This window comes from Schaalia turicensis, assembly GCF_019380255.1.
GTDB lineage: Bacteria > Actinomycetota > Actinomycetes > Actinomycetales > Actinomycetaceae > Pauljensenia > Pauljensenia turicensis_A.
Window position 1 is genome coordinate 768994 of sequence record NZ_CP048928.1, and the last position, 18387, is coordinate 787380.

Here is an 18387-nt window from a genome sequence, read left to right on the forward strand (position 1 = left end):
GCGAGTGAATTATTCACGAGGCCAGGATGCCGCGTACCACGCTGCACCGACGATGCCGGCGGTATTACGAAGCTCAGCCGGGACCATCTTCGTCTTCAGATTAAGCAACGGCATGAACTTCGCGTGGTTCTTCGACACGCCACCGCCGACCACGAACAGGTCGGGGCTGAACAACATTTCAACGTGGCTGTAGTACTTCTGAAGGCGCTTCGCCCACTTCTTCCACGACAGATCCTGAAGTGTCTTCTGACCGGACGAGGCGCGGGTCTCGGCGTCGTGGCCGTCGATCTCAAGGTGGCCGAGCTCAGAGTTGGGGACGAGCGTGCCGTCCATGATCAGAGCCGAACCGATTCCTGTACCGAGCGTCGTGACAATGACCAGACCCGGGACATCCTTCGCAGCACCGTAAACGACCTCTGCCAGACCAGCAGCATCAGCGTCGTTGAGTGGAACAACCTTGCGACCAAGGTGCTTTTCCATCAGGTCAATGACATTCACACCAACCCACGAATCATCCAGATTCGCCATAAAAGGAATAACGCCGTGAATCACTGGAGCTGGGAAGGTAATTCCGACAGGAATATCGGAGGCAACCTCAAGACCTTCAAGAAGCTGACGACAAACATCAGCAACTGCATCAGGGGTTGCAGGCTTGGGCGTTTCAATGCGAATACGTTCGCCGATGAACTCACCAGTCTCCAGGTCGACCAACGCTGCTTTCACGCCAGATCCACCAATATCGATTCCACATCCAACGGTCGTCATTGTGCGAATGATCCCTTCCGAAACGTCATTGTTCGACTCAGTCGCTATCGTATCGTAGCGCCGAGCAACAAGGCCACGCGAACAGTTACGTCCGCGCGACCTCGTCGATCAGCAAAAATGTGCCAGCCTCAGACTCACGGAAGAGTCAAAATCTCCGCACCGTCTTCGGTGACAACGATGGTGTGCTCAAACTGAGCAGTACGTGAACGGTCAGCGGTCACAACGGTCCAGTCATCGTCCCACTGCTCCCAATCAATGCCACCAAGGGTCAACATCGGCTCGATCGTGAAGACCATACCGGGCTCCATCATCGTCGAATACGCGGGTGCAGCATCGTAGTGAGGAACAATCAGACCGGAGTGGAAGGCCTCGCCCACACCGTGCCCCGTGTAATCGCGGATTACGCCGTAGTCGAAACGCTTCGCATAGCGTTCAATGACACGACCGATCACGTTGATTTCACGACCCGGACCAACAGCCTTAATGCCACGCATCATCGCTTCACGCGTGCGTTCAATCAGAAGGTGCGATTCCTCGTCGACCTTGCCAACCTCGAACATCGCGCAGGTATCACCGTGAACACCATCAACATAGGCGGTGATATCAACGTTCACGATGTCGCCTTCTTCCAACGGGCGATCGTCGGGAATGCCGTGGCAGATGACCTCGTTGATCGACGTGCACAGAGACTTCGGGAAACCCATGTACCCCAAGCATGACGGGTAGGCATTGTTGTCAATGAGGAACTCGTGGCCAATACGGTCGAGTTCGTCGGTCGTCACACCCGGTGCGACGCTCTTGCCCACAGCCTCCAGAGCCTGAGCAGCAATACGGCCCGCGTGACGAATACGCTCGATCGTCGACACGTCCTTAATATCCGACGCAGTCACGCGCTCCGGACCCTCATGGAACATGTATTCAGGACGATCAATATGAGACGGGACTAAACGAACAGGGGAGATAGTTCCCGGTTTCAAGGTTCCAAGTGGCGCACGCTTGGCTAAATCAGATATATGAGTCATACCTTTAAGACTAGTCCTTTCGCTCACCTCGGGCAGATGGCCAGGCGACGAGGCTCCTTTATGACGCTGACTGTGCAGACAACGAAGATATGAACCCAGCGTGAGTGACCCCATGTGGACGACAAGGCAGTATCTTGCAGGCTCGGACTATCATGGCAAGGCATATAGTGCGTTCAAAACGAGACCTAATTGGAGGAAACAGGACATGGCCCAGGAAGCCCCTGACCTCAATCCACTGGATAGCGCAGCCGTCGACGTCCTCGTCACAGCTGCACTTTCAGATATTGAAGCCGCATCTTCACTCGAAGAACTCAAAGCCACAAAGCAAGCGATCCTTGGCGACAACGCCCCGCTGGTGGCAGCCAACCGCATCATCGGTTCCCTCAAACCCGCAGACCGTGGCACTGCAGGTAAGAATCTCGGTGGTGCTCGCGGCCAGATTTCGAAGGCTCTCGCCGTCCGTCAAGAGGTGCTTGAAGCTGAGAACGAGGCGCGTGTTCTTCGCGAAGAATCCGTCGATGTGACTGCCGGTGGGCATCGCACGGTGACGGGTGCGCGTCACCCGATCGAGACTCTGATTGAAGAGATCGAAGATGTGTTTACATCCATGGGCTGGGCTATCGCTGAAGGCCCCGAAGTTGAACACGAATGGTTTAACTTCGACTCCCTGAACTTCGACATCGACCACCCGGCTCGTCAGATGCAGGACACGTTCTACGTTGACGGCACTTCTGCTGGTGGCCAGAACGCCGATGATGGGCACCTCGTGATGCGTACTCACACGTCGCCGGTGCAGTCGCGTGCCATGCTTGACCGCGGTGTCCCTCTGTACGTCGCATGCCCGGGCAAGGTGTTCCGTTCTGACGCTCTCGACGCGACGCACACCCCGGTTTTTCACCAGGTCGAAGGTTTGGCCGTTGATAAGGGCCTGACCATGGCGCACCTGAAGGGCGTGCTCGATCACTTTGCTCAGGCAATGTTTGGTCCTGAAGCGAAGGCGCGCCTGCGCCCGTCGTTTTTTCCTTTCACTGAGCCCAGCGCCGAACTCGATATTTGGTTCCCACAGAAGAAGGGCGGCGCCGGCTGGATTGAAGTCGGTGGTTGCGGCATGGTGAACCCCAACGTTCTCAGAGCAAACGGAATCGATCCGGAGGTCTACACCGGTTTCGCATTCGGTATGGGTATTGAACGCACCCTCATGCTCCGGCACGGAATTGCTGACATGCACGACATCGTTGAAGGCGACGTTCGTTTCAGCCAGCAGTTCGGTTTGATTGGAAAGGGACACTGACATGCCAATGGTTCCGATTTCTTGGCTCGCCGATCACGTCGAGGTCCCTGCTGATCTTGATGCCGCGCAGCTCGCAGCAGCGCTGGTGAAGGTTGGTCTGGAAGAAGAAGCAATCCACCCCGCAAAGGTCACCGGTCCGCTGGTTGTTGGCAAGGTTCTGACCCTGGTGAAGGAAACTGCCTCCAACGGCAAGACTGTCAATTACTGTCGCGTCGACGTTGGTCAGTACAACGACCAGCCGGGTGCCGGTAAGGAACCTTCGGATCTGCCAAGCCGTGGCATCATTTGCGGTGCTCACAACTTCGTTGAGGGTGACCTCGTTGTTGTTTCCCTGCCCGGTGCAGTTCTTCCCGGCGATTTCGCGATTGCAGCGCGTAAGACCTACGGTCACATTTCCGATGGCATGATTTGCTCTGCCCGTGAACTGGGACTGGGTAACGATCACGATGGCATCATCGTGTTGCCGAAGTATTTCCCAGACCGTGAGATCCCTGCTCCGGGTTCTGATCTGCTCGGTTTCCTTGGCTTGGGCGAAGAGACTCTTGAGATCAATGTGACCCCCGACCGCGGGTACTGCTTCTCAATGCGCGGTGTCGCACGCGAATTCGCGCACTCGACGGGTGCGAAGTTCACGGATCCCGGTCTGGTTGGAAACCGTGTTGCTTCGGTGCCCGAGGCAACCGCTGACGGATTCGAGGTGCGTATCGCAGACGACGCGCCGATCCACGGTAAGCCCGGTGCGGACCGTTTTGTCACCCGCATTGTTCGTGGCGTGAACCCTTCGGCTCCCAGCCCGCGTTGGATGGTCGAGCGTCTCGAAGCAGCAGGAATACGTAGCCTCTCCTTGGCCGTTGACATCACCAACTACGTGATGCTCGACCTTGGGCAGCCAATGCACGCCTACGACCTGAATGCTCTTGAAGCTCCGATCGTTGTCCGTCGCGCACGCGCCGGTGAGCGTCTGACAACGCTGGATGAGGTCGATCGGCAACTGGATCCGCAAGACCTGCTGATCACAGATTCTCCGAACGGTGAAGGATCACGCATCATCGGCATGGCCGGTGTTATGGGTGGTCAGTATTCAGAGGTCGAGCATTCCACGACGGATATCCTCCTCGAAGCCGCTCACTTTGATGCGGTGTCGGTTGCCCGTACCGCACGTCGTCACCACCTGCCGTCTGAAGCGTCGAAGCGCTTCGAACGTGGCACTGATCCCCAGCTTGCTCCTGTCGCAGCTCAACGAGCTGTTGACCTGCTGGTTGAGTACGGCGGGGGAACGGCAGATGCAGCAGTGTCCGACTTCAACGAAGTCGCGCCGGCCTCGTCAATTCGTTTCCCGTACACCGATGCCGCCCGCTTGATCGGCGTCGACTACTCGAAGGAACGCGTTGAGGAGCTTCTCACTGAAATTGGTTGCACGCTCGACGAAATCGAAGACGGAATCTTCAACGTGACCGTTCCGACGTGGCGTCCCGACCTGACTGGTTCTGCCCACCTGGTTGAGGAAATTGCACGTCTTGACGGTTTCGACACTATTCCGTCGATTCTGCCGTCGGCTCCTGCCGGTGCTGGTTTGACTGATGCGCAGCAGGCGCGTCGTCACGTTTCTGCGTCGCTTGCAGCTTCTGGTTTGGTTGAGGTTCTCAGCTATCCGTTCGTTTCGGATTCCTTCGATCGTCAGCGTCTCGCTCAGGGCGATGAACGTCGTCAGGCTCTGAAGCTTCGTAACCCGCTTGCGGATGATGCACCCCTGTTGCGCACCTCGATCATTGATACCTTGCTTGACGCTGCCGGACGCAACGTTGCACGCGGTAGCGACCGCGTGGCGCTGTTTGAAACCGGACTTGTTGTTCGCCCTGCAGGCACAGTTCCTGCCGATCTTCTGAGCGCTGAACAGCGCCCGACTGATGAGGAACTTGCTGGACTGCGTGCTGGCACTCCTGCTCAGCCGTGGCATGTGGGTGTTGTCCTTGCCGGTCGTGCCTCGGCTTCGCCGGTTGTCGAGCCTGCTCGCATGTTCGCATGGTCGGATGCTCTTGAGACGGTCGAGAATATTGCGTCTCTTCTGGGCGTTCGCATTGAGGTCACTCGCGCGTGGGATGCCGACTACAAGAAGGTGCCCGGTCCGCTGATGCCTGAACCTGCATCGGATCCGGCTGATGTTGCTCCGTGGCATCCGGGTCGTGTTGCTCGCGTATTCGTCCGCCGTGGTCGCGATTTGATTGATATCGCGATGGCTGGCGAACTTCACCCCGGCGTGTGCAAGTCGTTTGGCTTGCCGGCCCGTTCGTGCGCCGCAGAGGTTGATCTGTCTGCTCTGATTGAGGCGATGAGCGGTGAGCCGACGCAGGTGAAGCCCGTCTCGACTTACCCGATTGCGAAGGAAGACATCGCTCTTGTTGTGTCGAAGTCGATCCCTGTTGCTCGCGTCGAGCAGGTTGTTCGCCAGGGCGGGGGAGCGTTGCTTGAAGAAGTGACGCTGTTCGACATTTTCGAATCCGAGACACTTGGCGCTGACGTTCGCTCGCTGGCGTTCGCTCTGAAGTTGCGTGCGCCGGATCGCACGCTGAGTGCCGACGAAGTTCGTGAGGTTCGCGAAAGTGTCGTCGCGAAGGCGGGCAAGGTGCTGGGAGCACAGTTGCGCTCTTAGTTAACGAGGCTCCTGACGGGGCACGATGACCGATAGAACAGCCGGGCTGGAGTCCGCGCCTTGTGTATCTTGACTCAGTACGAGATGTCAGCGCGACTCCAGCCCGGCTTTCTGCCACACTTATAGCTATGCATATCCTTGTCACTGCTTCTTCAAAGCATGGTTCAACGAACGAAGTTGCCGACGCGATTGCGAGGCGACTCGAAGATGCCGGTCACACGGCTGATCGCATCGCGCCGGAGGATGTTACTTCTGTTGACGCTTATGACGCTGTGATTTGCGGTTCGGCTGTTTATATCCTGCAGTGGATGGATGGAGCGCACGATTTCATGGATCGTTTTAGCGCCCAGCTTGAAAACAAGCCCGTGTGGGCATTCTCGGTTGGTATGAATGGTGTTCCGAAGCATGCCCCTCAGGATCCGACGCGTATCGGTCCGCTTCTGACTCGCGTCAGTGCTATTGATCTTCATTCTTTTGCTGGTCGCTACACCCCATCGTTGCTTTCGTTGCGTGAACGCTCAGTTGCACGTCTTGCCGGTGTTGTGGAAGGCGATTTCCGCAACTGGGATGAGATCAACGAGTGGACTGATTCGATTCTGAAGGATCTCGAACAGCGCTGATTGGGGGCGCCTCACGCCATTGTGCAATTTATACATAGTTATGTATAATCATGCATATGGGAGATCGAAGCACACAAACGCCCGCTGCGCGACGTGAAGCAATTCGTTCAATTCTTGCTTGCGGATCAATCGGTTCGCAAAAGGATCTTCGCGATCTGTTGCGTGAGCAAGGTATTGACGTTACTCAGGCAACTCTGTCGCGTGACCTTGTCGATATGCGTGCGACAAAGATTCGTGTGGCTGACGGCACTCGCATCTACTCCGTTCCCGATATTGACGGGGGAGCAACCCACGAAGGCGAAGCTGGACACGAACGCTTGCAGAAATGGTGCCAGTCGATCCTCGTTACCTCAATCCTTGTTGACCATCAGCTGGTGCTCAGGACAACGGTTGGAGCAGCCAATCTCTTGGCCTCAGCTATCGATGCTGTTCGTCTTGATGCGGTTGCGGGAACAATCGCGGGCGATGACACAATCCTTGTGATTTGTCGATCTTCTGAAGATGCGCAGCAGACCCAATCGTATCTGATGGATCTTGCTGAGCCCGGATCTTCCGCTCACTGAGCCCACACTTTTCTTATTCACTCCACTCTCACACTTTCATCGGAGAAGGAATACAACATGGCAGAGCACAAGGACCGCGTTGTCCTCGCATACTCGGGCGGTTTGGACACCTCCGTTGCTATTGGTTGGATCGGCGAACAGACCGGTCGCGAGGTCGTTGCGGTTGCAGTTGACGTGGGGCAGGGCGGCGAAGACCTCGAGGTCATCCGCCAGCGCGCGCTCGACTGCGGTGCGGTGGAAGCCTACGTTGCAGATGCTCGCGACGAGTTCGCCAACGAATACTGCATGCCGGCACTGAAGGCGAATGCCCTCTATGAAGGTAAGTACCCGCTGGTTTCAGCTCTGTCCCGTCCCGTGATCGCCAAGCACCTGGTGAAAGCTGCGCGCGAATTTGGCGCACACACTGTTGCTCACGGTTGCACCGGCAAGGGGAACGACCAGGTACGTTTCGAGGTTTCGATTACGTCGATGGCCCCCGACATGGACTGCATCTCGCCGGTTCGTGACCTTGCGCTGACGCGTGACGTTGCTATCGAATACGCCGAGAAGCACCACCTGCCGATCGAAACGACGAAGCATAACCCGTTCTCGATCGACCAGAACGTGTGGGGTCGAGCAATCGAAACTGGCTTCCTTGAAGACCTGTGGAACGCGCCGACCAAGGACGTCTACGTTTACACCGATGATCCGACTTACCCGCCGCTTCCGGATGAGGTCGTCATTTCCTTCGAAAAGGGCATCCCGGTAGCCATTGACGGTCGCGCAGTCACCCCGCTTGAAGCAATCCAAGAGCTGAACCGCCGTGCAGGCGCTCAAGGCATCGGTCGTATTGACATGGTCGAAGATCGTCTGGTTGGCATCAAGTCACGTGAGATTTACGAGGCTCCCGGTGCTCTCGCTTTGATCGAAGCACACCAGGGGTTGGAATCCATCACCCTCGAACGCATGCAGCGCCGCTACAAGCGTGGTCTTGAGCAGATGTGGGGTGAATTGGTCTATGAAGCCCAGTGGTACTCACCGTTGAAGAAGTCCATGGATGCGTTCATTGAAGATACTCAGCAGTATGTGACCGGTGATATTCGTATGGTCCTGCACGGTGGCCGTGCAACTGTGAATGGACGGAGTTCCGAGGCTTCACTGTATGACTTCAACCTGGCAACCTACGAGACTGGCGATAGCTTCGATCAGTCCTCGTCGCGTGGATTCATTGATATCTACGGTCTGCAGTCGAAGCTTGCGGCTGCTCGTGACGTCCGTCTGGGTAACTCGCAGGGATACTGAGCAGACGTTCGTTTGGTCAAACAAACACTGATATGCACGTGTGCCCAAGGCCGATTTCCTTGGGCACACGTGTTTTCTTTATCTAAGTGTGCCCAATGGACACCGGGGCGTGGCACGTTCTTTCGCTAGAGTGGTCACGATGAAAGAATCGGTTGAGTTTCTACGCAGGTATGGGGCGAAGACGACGCCTGAGCGTCGAGCCTTAGATATCGTCACCATTGCAATCTTCTTTCTAGGCTTCGCAGGCCAAGGCGTACGTAATATCGTTGGCTTCTACGGGTCTTCGGTTGTCATGGTGGCATTATTTGTTGCTTTGGCGTATCTGATGCATCTCAATCAGATTCGTTTCACACAGGTTGCGTATCCACTTGCCACACTGCTGTTCGTCATGTGGTGCGCTTTATCGGTCACATGGTCGCAATATCCGCATTATTCTGCGATGTTTGCCGTCGTGACAATCGGCGTGTCTCTTACAGGTTTGGCGATTTCTGCCTGTTACACGTTTACGGAAACAGCGAATCTTCTCATCGTTTCGTTCAAGGTCATTCTGATTGTTTCCTACGCTCTTGAGCTGTTCACCGCTCTTATCTGGAAACAGCGCTTGGCTCCGATTCCAATGATCCGCGCTGGGGAATCCGTGCCCGATATGTCCTATTGGGTTTATGGAGATCTTTTTAATGGTGGCCCTATTCAAGGCTTCCCCGGTAATCGGAATCCGCTTGCGTTTATTGCGTTGCTGTTGATTCTCTGTTTGCTTGTCAAATGGATGTCAACGTATAAAAACACGACGTCAACGATTATCTGGCTGATCATTTCGATTGTGACAATTGCTCTGACGCGTTCAGGAACGGTCACCGTCGCGGTCATCATCTGTATGGCGATCGCAATGTCCTTCGGTTTGGTGAAGTCGGTGACGCGTCCTCATCGTCCCGCCCTGATTTCTTTGATCGTCTCGCTGACTCTGACAGGAGCGGTGATCGCACTGTTTAACCGTTTGGCGATCACTGATTTCCTTGGTCGTTCCCCGGATTTTTCAGGTCGTGGTGACATCTGGAAGGCGCTTCTCCCCATGTGGAGCCAACATCCGATTCTCGGATGGGGCTTCACCATTGGCTATCAAGGTGATGTGCCTGTTTTTTCGAATTTCATTCGTCGTGGTGATGGAACTCCGACAACTCAGGCTCACAACTCGTTTATCGAGGCCCTTTTCCAGACAGGCATTATCGGAGTCTCAATTCTGAGCGTCGCCGTTGCGACAGTATTCTTCGGCACGTTCATTTACGCTGTGCGCCATATCGATGAATCCCGCAGGGTTGTAATGCCAGCAATGATTGCTTCAGCATTGATTATTCAGTCAACGGTTGAATCCCGTCTTTTGTTTGAAGGCAACTGGATTCTTTTTGTCATCTTGGCAGCGTGGGTGGCGAAAAAACAACCTTTTGCTTCACTGTTTGCAAAATATGGTCCGTTTAAACGTCTCGCGAATTGGAGTTTGTCGCGAGGGCAAGGAATGATGAACCCGTGACTTCGCAAGAGACAACAACACCGACTGCTTTGTGGGGTGGCCGTTTTTCCGGTGGTCCTGCGCAGGCGCTCGCAGCCCTTTCAGTTTCTACCCATTTCGATTGGCGTCTCGCGCATGTGGACATTGCTGGTTCTCATGCCCACGCTGACGCGCTGTACGAGGCTGGCCTCTTAAGCGCTGATGAAATCGACGCGATGCATGCCACGTTGGCGCAATTGGATGCCGATGTTGCGTCGGGTGCGTTTGTTCCATCGCCGGACGATGAGGATGTCCATACGGCACTCGAGCGTGGTTTGCTTGAGCGCGCGGGGAGTGAGCTTGGCGGAAAGTTGCGTGCGGGGCGTTCGCGTAATGATCAGATTGCAACACTGATTCGCATGTACCTGCGTGACGAGACGCGCCATATTGCGAGCCGCGTCGTGGATGTTGTGGACGCGATTTTGTCGCAGGCTGCACGTGCTGGTGACGCTGTTATGCCGGGGCGTACTCATATGCAACACGCACAACCCGTTTTGGTGGCGCATCATCTGATGGCACATGCATGGCCTCTGATTCGCGACGTTGAACGTTTTGCCGATTGGGATAAGCGTGCCGCGATTTCTCCCTATGGTTCGGGCGCTCTGGCAGGTAATACTCTCGGCATGGATCCGCAGGCTGTTGCTCGTCAGCTCGGCTTTGATGATTCGGTGGATAATTCGATCGATGGAACCGCGTCGCGTGACATCGTTGCGGAGTGCTCTTTTATCCTTGCGATGATCGGCGTTGATATCTCTCGCCTCAGCGAAGAAATCATCATGTGGAACACCAAGGAATTCGACTACGTGACTCTTGATGATTCCTTCTCAACAGGATCATCGATCATGCCTCAGAAGAAGAATCCCGATGTGGCTGAACTCGCTCGCGGTAAAGCCGGTCGCCTGATCGGTGATCTGATGAGCCTATTGACGGTGCTCAAGGGCATCCCGCTGGCATACGATCGCGATCTTCAAGAAGACAAAGAACCTGTCTTCGATCAGCTGGATACGCTCGATGTTTTGCTGCCCGCTGTTTCGGGAATGGTTGAAACGATGACCCTTAACTTGGAGCGCATGGCGGAGCTCGCACCTCAGGGATTCTCGCTTGCCACGGACATTGCAGAGTGGCTTGTGCGTAGGGGAGTACCTTTCCGTAGCGCGCACGAAATCTCTGGAGCTTGCGTCAAGATGGCAGAGCGACGTGGCGTCGAGCTTGCTGATCTCAGCGATGAAGAATTGACCTCGGCCTCGTCGCTTCTGACCCCGGATGTCCGCGAAGTCCTGAACGTCGCAGGATCTGTATCCGCGCGACTGGGGAAGGGGGGAACTGCTCCTGTTCGCGTTGAGGAACAACGACAAGCACTTGCTGTCCGTATTGCTGGATGCCGTGAGTGGGCGTCCACCTCAACCCGCTAAGATAGCCTCGGCTACTTCGAGCCGAAATGGAAGGAATTTAAAGTGACCGACATTCTGGATGACCTCCAGTGGAGGGGTCTCATCGCCCAGCACACCGACATTGATGCTCTTCGCGAGCACCTGAACGCCGGGCCGGTCACCTTTTATTGTGGCTTCGACCCGACCGCAGCTTCTCTGCACCACGGACACCTTGTTCAAATTCTTCTGATGCGTCACCTGCAGCTGGCTGGTCATAAGCCACTCGCACTTGTTGGTGGGGCAACCGGTCAGATTGGCGATCCGCGTCAATCGGGGGAGCGTCAGCTACAGCCGACCGAGGTCGTTCGCGGTTGGGCAGACAATCTGCGCAACCAGATCTCGCGTTTTCTCGATTTTGAAGGACCGGCCGCGGCGACGATGGTGAACAACCTCGACTGGACTGAGGAACTGAGCGCCATTGATCTGCTCCGCGGTATCGGTAAGTACTTCCGCGTTGGCACGATGCTCGGTAAGGACATTGTTGCGCGTCGTCTGGCATCGGATGAGGGCATTTCCTACACGGAGTTCTCCTATCAGATCCTGCAGGCGAACGATTTCCTTGAACTGCATCGTCGTTACGGTGCCACTCTCGAGACCGGCGGTAACGATCAGTGGGGCAATATGATCGGTGGCGTTGATCTGATTCGTAAGGTTGACGGCGAGGTGTCGCACGTGCTGACGACTCCGATTATTACGAAGGCTGATGGTACGAAATTCGGTAAGTCCGAGGGCGGTGCGATTTGGCTCGATCCGACGATGATGAGCCCGTACGCCTTCTACCAGTTCTGGCTGCAGGTTGAGGACGCCGATGTTGTTCGCTTCCTGAAGATCTTCACCTTCCTTGACCGTGCTCGCATAGAAGAGCTTGAGGTTGAGGTTGCAGAGCGTCCTCATGCGCGCGCAGCCCAGAAGGCCCTGGCGGCTGAGGTGACGAAGCTTGTTCACGGTGAAGAAGAGTTTGAGCGTGTTCTTGGCGCAACCAACGCCCTTTGGGGTGGTGGAGATCTGCGCGCAATCGATGCGGATACCTTGGCTTCTGCTACGTCGGATCTTCCTCGCGCAACTGTGAAGCTCGGTGAGGCAACGATGGTTGACGCGTTGGTTGAAACCGGTTTGGAAAAGGGACGAGGCGCCGCACGTCGCACGATTGCTTCCGGTGGTGCGTACCTGAACAACGTCAAGTTTGAGGACGCGGAAGCTGTGTTCACGGCTGACGACGTTCTGGCTGGTCATCGACTGCTGATCCGTAAGGGGCGTCGCAACCTTGCTGTCATCGAATTCGACGACTGAAGCGTCCGTATGGGAATTGCATTGATTTCCTGATTGGACTCACCTGCGGGGCGGAAACACTACGTTTCCGCCCCGCAGTGCGTTTCTAACAGGTCATTGCATCTCGATATTGGTGCTGTGCTGCGTGGTGTTCTTAGATGTATTGGTCGCCGTGTACGTACGCAATCGCATGTATGTGGCGACGTGTAGGCGCCGTGTGACAGTCGGCGTTTGCTACGGAGATCTGAGTCGCAATCACGGTCTAGTTTTGTGGTCTGTAAAACGCTGACAGATCACAATTTTAGTGTTTCCTTGCTGCTCAGAGCCACTTTTCGGCGAAATACTGCGAATCTGCTGGTGTGCAAGAGGTAGGAATTGAAGCTTGCGCTGATTTGACGGTGTGGTGGGGGGTGGGTATTGTTTCTGTTGTTGCGCCGAGTGGTTGCAAGCTTTTGGGCCTGTTTGTGGTTTTGGGTTTGTGATTGTGGCGTGGTTGCTTCCTCCCTGTTTTTGATGGTTGCGGTTTTTTGTGGCTGTTTTGGGGTGTGTGGGTGTTGTTTGTGAACTCGATAGTGTGTTTGTTTTTATGCCTGTTTTTTGTTTTTGAGTTTGTTTTTTTGTTGGGATTGGCTGGCCGCGTTTTGGTGGTTGGTTTTTTCTGGATATGTTTTTGTTCGGAGAGTTTGATCCTGGCTCAGGACGAACGCTGGCGGCGTGCTTAACACATGCAAGTCGAACGATGATGCTCCAGCTTTGTTGGGGTGGATTAGTGGCGAACGGGTGAGTAACACGTGAGTAACCTGCCCTCTTCTTTGGGATAACGGTCGGAAACGGCTGCTAATACTGGATATTCACTCATTGGCGCATGTTGGTGGGTGGAAAGGTTTTTTCTGGTGGGGGATGGGCTCGCGGCCTATCAGCTTGTTGGTGGGGTGATGGCCTACCAAGGCTTTGACGGGTAACCGGCCTGAGAGGGTGACCGGTCACATTGGGACTGAGATACGGCCCAGACTCCTACGGGAGGCAGCAGTGGGGAATTTTGCACAATGGGCGCAAGCCTGATGCAGCGACGCCGCGTGAGGGATGAAGGCCTTCGGGTTGTAAACCTTTTTCGCTCATGGTCAAGCCGCAGCTTTGGGTTGTGGTGAGGGTAGTGGGTAAAGAAGCGCCGGCTAACTACGTGCCAGCAGCCGCGGTAATACGTAGGGCGCGAGCGTTGTCCGGAATTATTGGGCGTAAAGGGCTTGTAGGCGGTTGGCCGCGTCTGCCGTGAAATCCTCTGGCTTAACTGGGGGCGTGCGGTGGGTACGGGTTGACTTGAGTGCGGTAGGGGAGACTGGAATTCCTGGTGTAGCGGTGGAATGCGCAGATATCAGGAGGAACACCGGTGGCGAAGGCGGGTCTCTGGGCCGTTACTGACGCTGAGGAGCGAAAGCGTGGGGAGCGAACAGGATTAGATACCCTGGTAGTCCACGCTGTAAACGTTGGGCACTAGGTGTGGGGGCCACCCGTGGTTTCTGCGCCGTAGCTAACGCTTTAAGTGCCCCGCCTGGGGAGTACGGTCGCAAGGCTAAAACTCAAAGGAATTGACGGGGGCCCGCACAAGCGGCGGAGCATGCGGATTAATTCGATGCAACGCGAAGAACCTTACCAAGGCTTGACATGCACCCTGACGCTGCAGAGATGTGGTGGCATTTGGTTGGGGGTGTGCAGGTGGTGCATGGTTGTCGTCAGCTCGTGTCGTGAGATGTTGGGTTAAGTCCCGCAACGAGCGCAACCCTTGCCCTATGTTGCCAGCACGTTATGGTGGGGACTCGTGGGGGACTGCCGGGGTTAACTCGGAGGAAGGTGGGGATGACGTCAAATCATCATGCCCCTTATGTCTTGGGCTTCACGCATGCTACAATGGTTGGTACAGAGTGTTGCGATATCGTAAGGTGGAGCGAATCACTTAAAGCCAGTCTCAGTTCGGATTGGGGTCTGCAACTCGACCCCATGAAGGTGGAGTCGCTAGTAATCGCAGATCAGCAACGCTGCGGTGAATACGTTCTCGGGCCTTGTACACACCGCCCGTCACGTCACGAAAGTTGGTAACACCCGAAGCTCATGGCCTAACCGGTTTTCCGGGGGGAGTGGTCGAAGGTGGGATTGGCGATTGGGACGAAGTCGTAACAAGGTAGCCGTACCGGAAGGTGCGGCTGGATCACCTCCTTTCTAGGGAGCCCGTTTTTGGGGATGCGCATCATGGCACGTGAGTGTGTGTGGTGTGTGTTTCTTGTGCTCGCATTTGTTCACCGAGGGTTTTTCTTGGTGGGTGTGGGTGCGTGGGTGTTTTTTAGTGGAAAACAGGGGTGCAAGCTCCATGGAAGCAGACACGCTGTCGGGTTCACGTTCAACACCGTTTGAGCGTTTTGGCTCGCATGTTGCCGCCTCTCTTTTTTGTTGCGCCCTGTGTTTGTGGGGTGTTTGGGGGGTGGTGGTGTGTGTGGTGGGTTGTTTGTGATTTGTATAGTGGTTGTGAGCATCTTTATTTTCTTGTTGTGTGGTTTTGTTTAGTTTTGTTGGGCATTCGGTGGATGCCTTGGCATCAAGAGCTGATGAAGGACGTTGCGGCCTGCGATATGCCTCGGGGAGTTGGCGAGCGAGCTTTGATCCGAGGGTGTCCGAATGGGGGAACCTAACCAGGGTTGTGCTTGGTTACCATCATCTGAACGTGTATAGGGTGGTGGGGGGAACGCGGGGAAGTGAAACATCTTAGTACCCGTAGGAAAAGATATTCCGTGAGTAGTGGCGAGCGAAAGCGGAGGAGGCTAAACCGTGTGCGTGTGATACTCGGCGGGGGTTGCGTGTGCGGTGTTGTGGGGCTTGTTCGTCTCTTCTCTGCCGGGGAGGGGCTTGCGTGTGTGATGGTAGTTGAACCGTGTGGGATAGCGGACCGGAGTGCGTGATAGTCGTGTAGATGGACTGTTGCATGCGTAGGTGGGATAGGTGCCCGAGTAGTGCGGGACTCGTGAAATCTCGTGTGAATCTGCCAGGACCACCTGGTAAGCCTAAATACTTCTTGATGACCGATAGTGCATAGTACCGTGAGGGAATGGTGAAAAGTACCCCGGGAGGGGAGTGAAATAGTACCTGAAACCGTGTGCCTTTAAGCCGTCAGAGCCTTGTGGGGTGATGGCGTGCCTTTTGAAGAATGAGCCTGCGAGTCAGTGATACGTGGCGTGCTTAACCCGTGTGGGGTATGCGTAGCGAAAGCGAGTCTGAAATATGGCGCCTGTCGCGTGTTCTGGACCCGAAGCGGGGTGATCTACCCATGGCCAGGTTGAAGCAGAGGTAAGACTGTGTGGAGGACCGAACCCACCAGGGTTGAAAACCTGGGGGATGAGCTGTGGGTAGGGGTGAAAGGCCAATCAAACTCCGTGATAGCTGGTTCTCCCCGAAATGCATTTAGGTGCAGCGTTGTGTGTTGCCTGGTGGAGGTAGAGCTACTGGATGGCCGATGGGCCCTATGGGTTACTGACGTCAGCCAAACTCCGAATGCCATTAGGTTGAGCATGGCAGTGAGACTGCGGGGGATAAGCTTCGTAGTCGAGAGGGAAACAGCCCAGATCATCAGCTAAGGCCCCTAAGTGTGCGCTAAGTGGGAAAGGATGTGAGATCGCGGTGACAACCAGGAGGTTGGCTTAGAAGCAGCCATCCTTGAAAGAGTGCGTAATAGCTCACTGGTCAAGTGGTTTCGCGCCGACAATGTAGCGGGGCTTAAGCGTACCGCCGAAGCTGTGGCACTCACACATGAAAGAGCCTGGGCAGGGGACCTGCCTAAGGTTGTGTGGGTGGGTAGGGGAGCGTCCTGCGTGCGGTGAAGCCTGCTGGGAACGGTTGGTGGAGCGTGTGGGAGTGAGAATGCAGGCATGAGTAACGAATGGCGGGTGAGAATCCCGTCCGCCGATTGACTAAGGGTTCCAGGGCTAGGTTTATCCGCCCTGGGTTAGTCGGGTCCTAAGGCGAGGCCGACAGGCGTAGTCGATGGACAACCAGTTGATATTCTGGTACCGCGTTGTGACCGCCAAATACTGAAGCTTTTATGCTAACCACCCGCATCTGGACTGTTCATTCCTTCGGGTTTGATCAGCTTGGGTGTTGTGGGATCCTGATTGTTGTAGGTAAGCGTGTTAACAGGGGTGACACAGGAAGGTAGCTGCCGCGCACCGATGGTTGTGTGTGTCTAAGGTTGTGGCCCGTCTGCTAGGTAAATCCGGTAGGCATGTAGGGTGAGGACTGATGGGGGTGCCCTTTTGGGGTGTCTGGTGGTGATCCTAAGCTGTCAAGAAAAGCCTCGACGTGAGGGCATGACGCGCCCGTACCCTAAACCGACTCAGGTGGTCAGGTAGAGTATACCGAGGCGTTCGAGTGAATCATGGTTAAGGAACTCGGCAAAATTCCTCCGTAACTTCGGGATAAGGAGGACCCTGTGACGTCCCCCCTTTTTCTGGGTGTGTGCGTTGTGGGGTCGCAGAGAATAGGGAGAAGCGACTGTTTATCAAAAACACAGGTGCGTGCGAAGTCGTAAGACGATGTATACGCACTGACGCCTGCCCGGTGCTGGAAGGTTAAGAGGAAGGCTCAACCACCCTCGGGTGGTGAAGGCTTGAATTTAAGCCCCAGTAAACGGCGGTGGTAACTATAACCATCCTAAGGTAGCGAAATTCCTTGTCGGGTAAGTTCCGACCTGCACGAATGGCGTAACGACTTCTCCGCTGTCTCGACCATGAACTCGGTGAAATTGCACTACGAGTAAAGATGCTCGTTACGCGCAGAAGGACGGAAAGACCCCGGGACCTTTACTATAGCTTGGTATTGGTGTTCGCTTGGACTTGTGTAGGATAGGTGGGAGACTGTGAAGCAGGGGCGCCAGCTCTTGTCGAGTCGTCGTTGAAATACCATTCTGGTTCACGCGGTCATCTAACCTCGGCCCGTAATCCGGGTTGGGGACAGTGCCTGGTGGGTAGTTTAACTGGGGCGGTTGCCTCCCAAAAAGTAACGGAGGCGCTCAAAGGTTCCCTCAGCCTGGTTGGTAATCAGGTGGCGAGTGCAAGTGTACAAGGGAGCTTGACTGTGAGACCGACGGGTCGAGCAGGTGCGAAAGCAGGAACTAGTGATCCGGCCATGGCACGTGGGTGCGTGGTCGCTCAACGGATAAAAGGTACCCCGGGGATAACAGGCTGATCTTGCCCAAGAGTCCATATCGACGGCATGGTTTGGCACCTCGATGTCGGCTCGTCGCATCCTGGGGCTGGAGTTGGTCCCAAGGGTTGGGCTGTTCGCCCATTAAAGCGGTACGCGAGCTGGGTTCAGAACGTCGTGAGACAGTTCGGTCCCTATCCTCTGTGCGCGTAGGAAACTTGCGGAGGCCCGTCCCTAGTACGAGAGGACCGGGATGGACGAACCTCTGGTGTGCCAGTTGTACCGCCAGGTGCACGGCTGGTTGGCTACGTTCGGAAGGGATAACCGCTGAAAGCATCTAAGCGGGAAGCCTGCTCCAAGATGAGGTTTCCAACACCAGTAATGGTGTGAAGGCCCCCGCCAGACTAGCGGGTTGATAGGCCAGAGGTGGAAGCACAGCAATGTGCTCGCGAGCCGACTGGTACTAATTGGCCGACACTACACGAAACCACAAAAAGGCAACAAAAAGTAAGACTGCTTACAACCACTATACGAATCACACTCAACCCACACCCCCAGCAAGGGGGAGTGGACAACACAAGCGAGTGACCATTTTTGCGGTGGTCATAGTAGTGGGGAAACGCCCGGAAACATTCCGAACCCGGAAGCTAAGCCCACAAACGCCAATGGTACTGCACCCGACAGAGTGTGGGAGAGTAGGACACCGCCGCAATTTTAACTCACGTAAACCCCTTGGAGCACCCCTCCAAGGGGTTTACTACTGTGCACA

General features: G+C 55.5%; 10 protein-coding genes and 3 rRNA genes. 11 read left to right on the forward strand and 2 right to left on the reverse strand.

What is annotated here, in order from left to right:
* Positions 1–9 precede the first annotated feature (9 nt).
* Together ppgK and map are read right to left on the reverse strand one after the other, a co-directional pair.
* Positions 10–765, reverse strand: coding sequence for a polyphosphate--glucose phosphotransferase (gene ppgK / locus G5S47_RS03265; RefSeq protein WP_219585812.1), 756 nt, complete (start codon positions 763–765; stop codon positions 10–12).
* Between the two features lie 134 nt (positions 766–899).
* On the reverse strand, positions 900–1787 hold the full coding sequence (map, locus tag G5S47_RS03270; RefSeq protein WP_219585813.1) for a type I methionyl aminopeptidase: 888 nt from the start codon (positions 1785–1787) through the stop codon (positions 900–902).
* A gap of 205 nt (positions 1788–1992) precedes the next feature.
* Here map and pheS point away from each other — a divergent pair, with 205 nt between their 5' ends.
* From pheS to rrf, 11 genes are all read left to right on the forward strand, one after another.
* Positions 1993–3078 carry a phenylalanine--tRNA ligase subunit alpha gene (pheS, locus tag G5S47_RS03275; protein WP_219585814.1) on the forward strand — a complete coding sequence of 362 codons (1086 nt, stop codon included), beginning with the start codon at positions 1993–1995 and terminating at the stop codon, positions 3076–3078.
* 1 nt (position 3079) lies between these two features.
* Positions 3080–5728, forward strand: coding sequence for a phenylalanine--tRNA ligase subunit beta (gene pheT / locus G5S47_RS03280; protein ID WP_219585815.1), 2649 nt, complete (start codon positions 3080–3082; stop codon positions 5726–5728).
* 128 nt (positions 5729–5856) lie between these two features.
* Complete coding sequence (locus tag G5S47_RS03285) at positions 5857–6348, forward strand: flavodoxin domain-containing protein (RefSeq protein ID WP_219585816.1); 492 nt, start codon at positions 5857–5859, stop codon at positions 6346–6348.
* Positions 6349–6398: 50 nt separating this feature from the next.
* Complete coding sequence (locus tag G5S47_RS03290; protein ID WP_219585817.1) at positions 6399–6911, forward strand: arginine repressor; 513 nt, start codon at positions 6399–6401, stop codon at positions 6909–6911.
* A gap of 57 nt (positions 6912–6968) precedes the next feature.
* On the forward strand, positions 6969–8192 hold the full coding sequence (locus G5S47_RS03295; protein ID WP_006681558.1) for an argininosuccinate synthase: 1224 nt from the start codon (positions 6969–6971) through the stop codon (positions 8190–8192).
* A gap of 139 nt (positions 8193–8331) precedes the next feature.
* Positions 8332–9717, forward strand: coding sequence for an O-antigen ligase family protein (locus G5S47_RS03300; RefSeq protein WP_006681557.1), 1386 nt, complete (start codon positions 8332–8334; stop codon positions 9715–9717).
* Entirely contained in the window at positions 9714–11147 is a 1434-nt protein-coding gene (gene argH / locus G5S47_RS03305; RefSeq protein WP_219585818.1) for an argininosuccinate lyase, read from the forward strand. Before G5S47_RS03300 ends, argH begins: the two co-directional genes overlap by 4 nt.
* 42 nt (positions 11148–11189) lie before the next feature.
* Entirely contained in the window at positions 11190–12455 is a 1266-nt protein-coding gene (gene tyrS, locus G5S47_RS03310; RefSeq protein ID WP_006681555.1) for a tyrosine--tRNA ligase, read from the forward strand.
* A 650-nt stretch (positions 12456–13105) separates the two neighbouring features.
* A 16S ribosomal RNA gene (locus G5S47_RS03315) occupies positions 13106–14648 on the forward strand.
* 335 nt (positions 14649–14983) lie between these two features.
* Positions 14984–18104, forward strand: a 23S ribosomal RNA gene (locus G5S47_RS03320).
* Between the two features lie 109 nt (positions 18105–18213).
* Positions 18214–18330: ribosomal RNA gene (gene rrf / locus G5S47_RS03325) — 5S ribosomal RNA — on the forward strand.
* Together the 16S, 23S and 5S rRNA genes form the textbook arrangement of a ribosomal RNA operon.
* Positions 18331–18387: the final 57 nt, after the last annotated feature.

Bases quoted from the DNA above. Each gene is read 5' to 3' on its own strand.
- G5S47_RS03290 (WP_219585817.1), top strand. From the start codon at position 6,399: ATGCATATGGGAGATCGAAGCACACAAACGCCCGCTGCGCGACGTGAA.
- pheS (WP_219585814.1), top strand. From the start codon at position 1,993: ATGGCCCAGGAAGCCCCTGACCTCAATCCACTGGATAGCGCAGCCGTC.
- ppgK (WP_219585812.1), bottom strand. From the start codon at position 765: ATGACGACCGTTGGATGTGGAATCGATATTGGTGGATCTGGCGTGAAA.
- pheT (WP_219585815.1), top strand. From the start codon at position 3,080: ATGCCAATGGTTCCGATTTCTTGGCTCGCCGATCACGTCGAGGTCCCT.
- map (WP_219585813.1), bottom strand. From the start codon at position 1,787: ATGACTCATATATCTGATTTAGCCAAGCGTGCGCCACTTGGAACCTTG.
- G5S47_RS03300 (WP_006681557.1), top strand. From the start codon at position 8,332: ATGAAAGAATCGGTTGAGTTTCTACGCAGGTATGGGGCGAAGACGACG.
- G5S47_RS03295 (WP_006681558.1), top strand. From the start codon at position 6,969: ATGGCAGAGCACAAGGACCGCGTTGTCCTCGCATACTCGGGCGGTTTG.
- G5S47_RS03285 (WP_219585816.1), top strand. From the start codon at position 5,857: ATGCATATCCTTGTCACTGCTTCTTCAAAGCATGGTTCAACGAACGAA.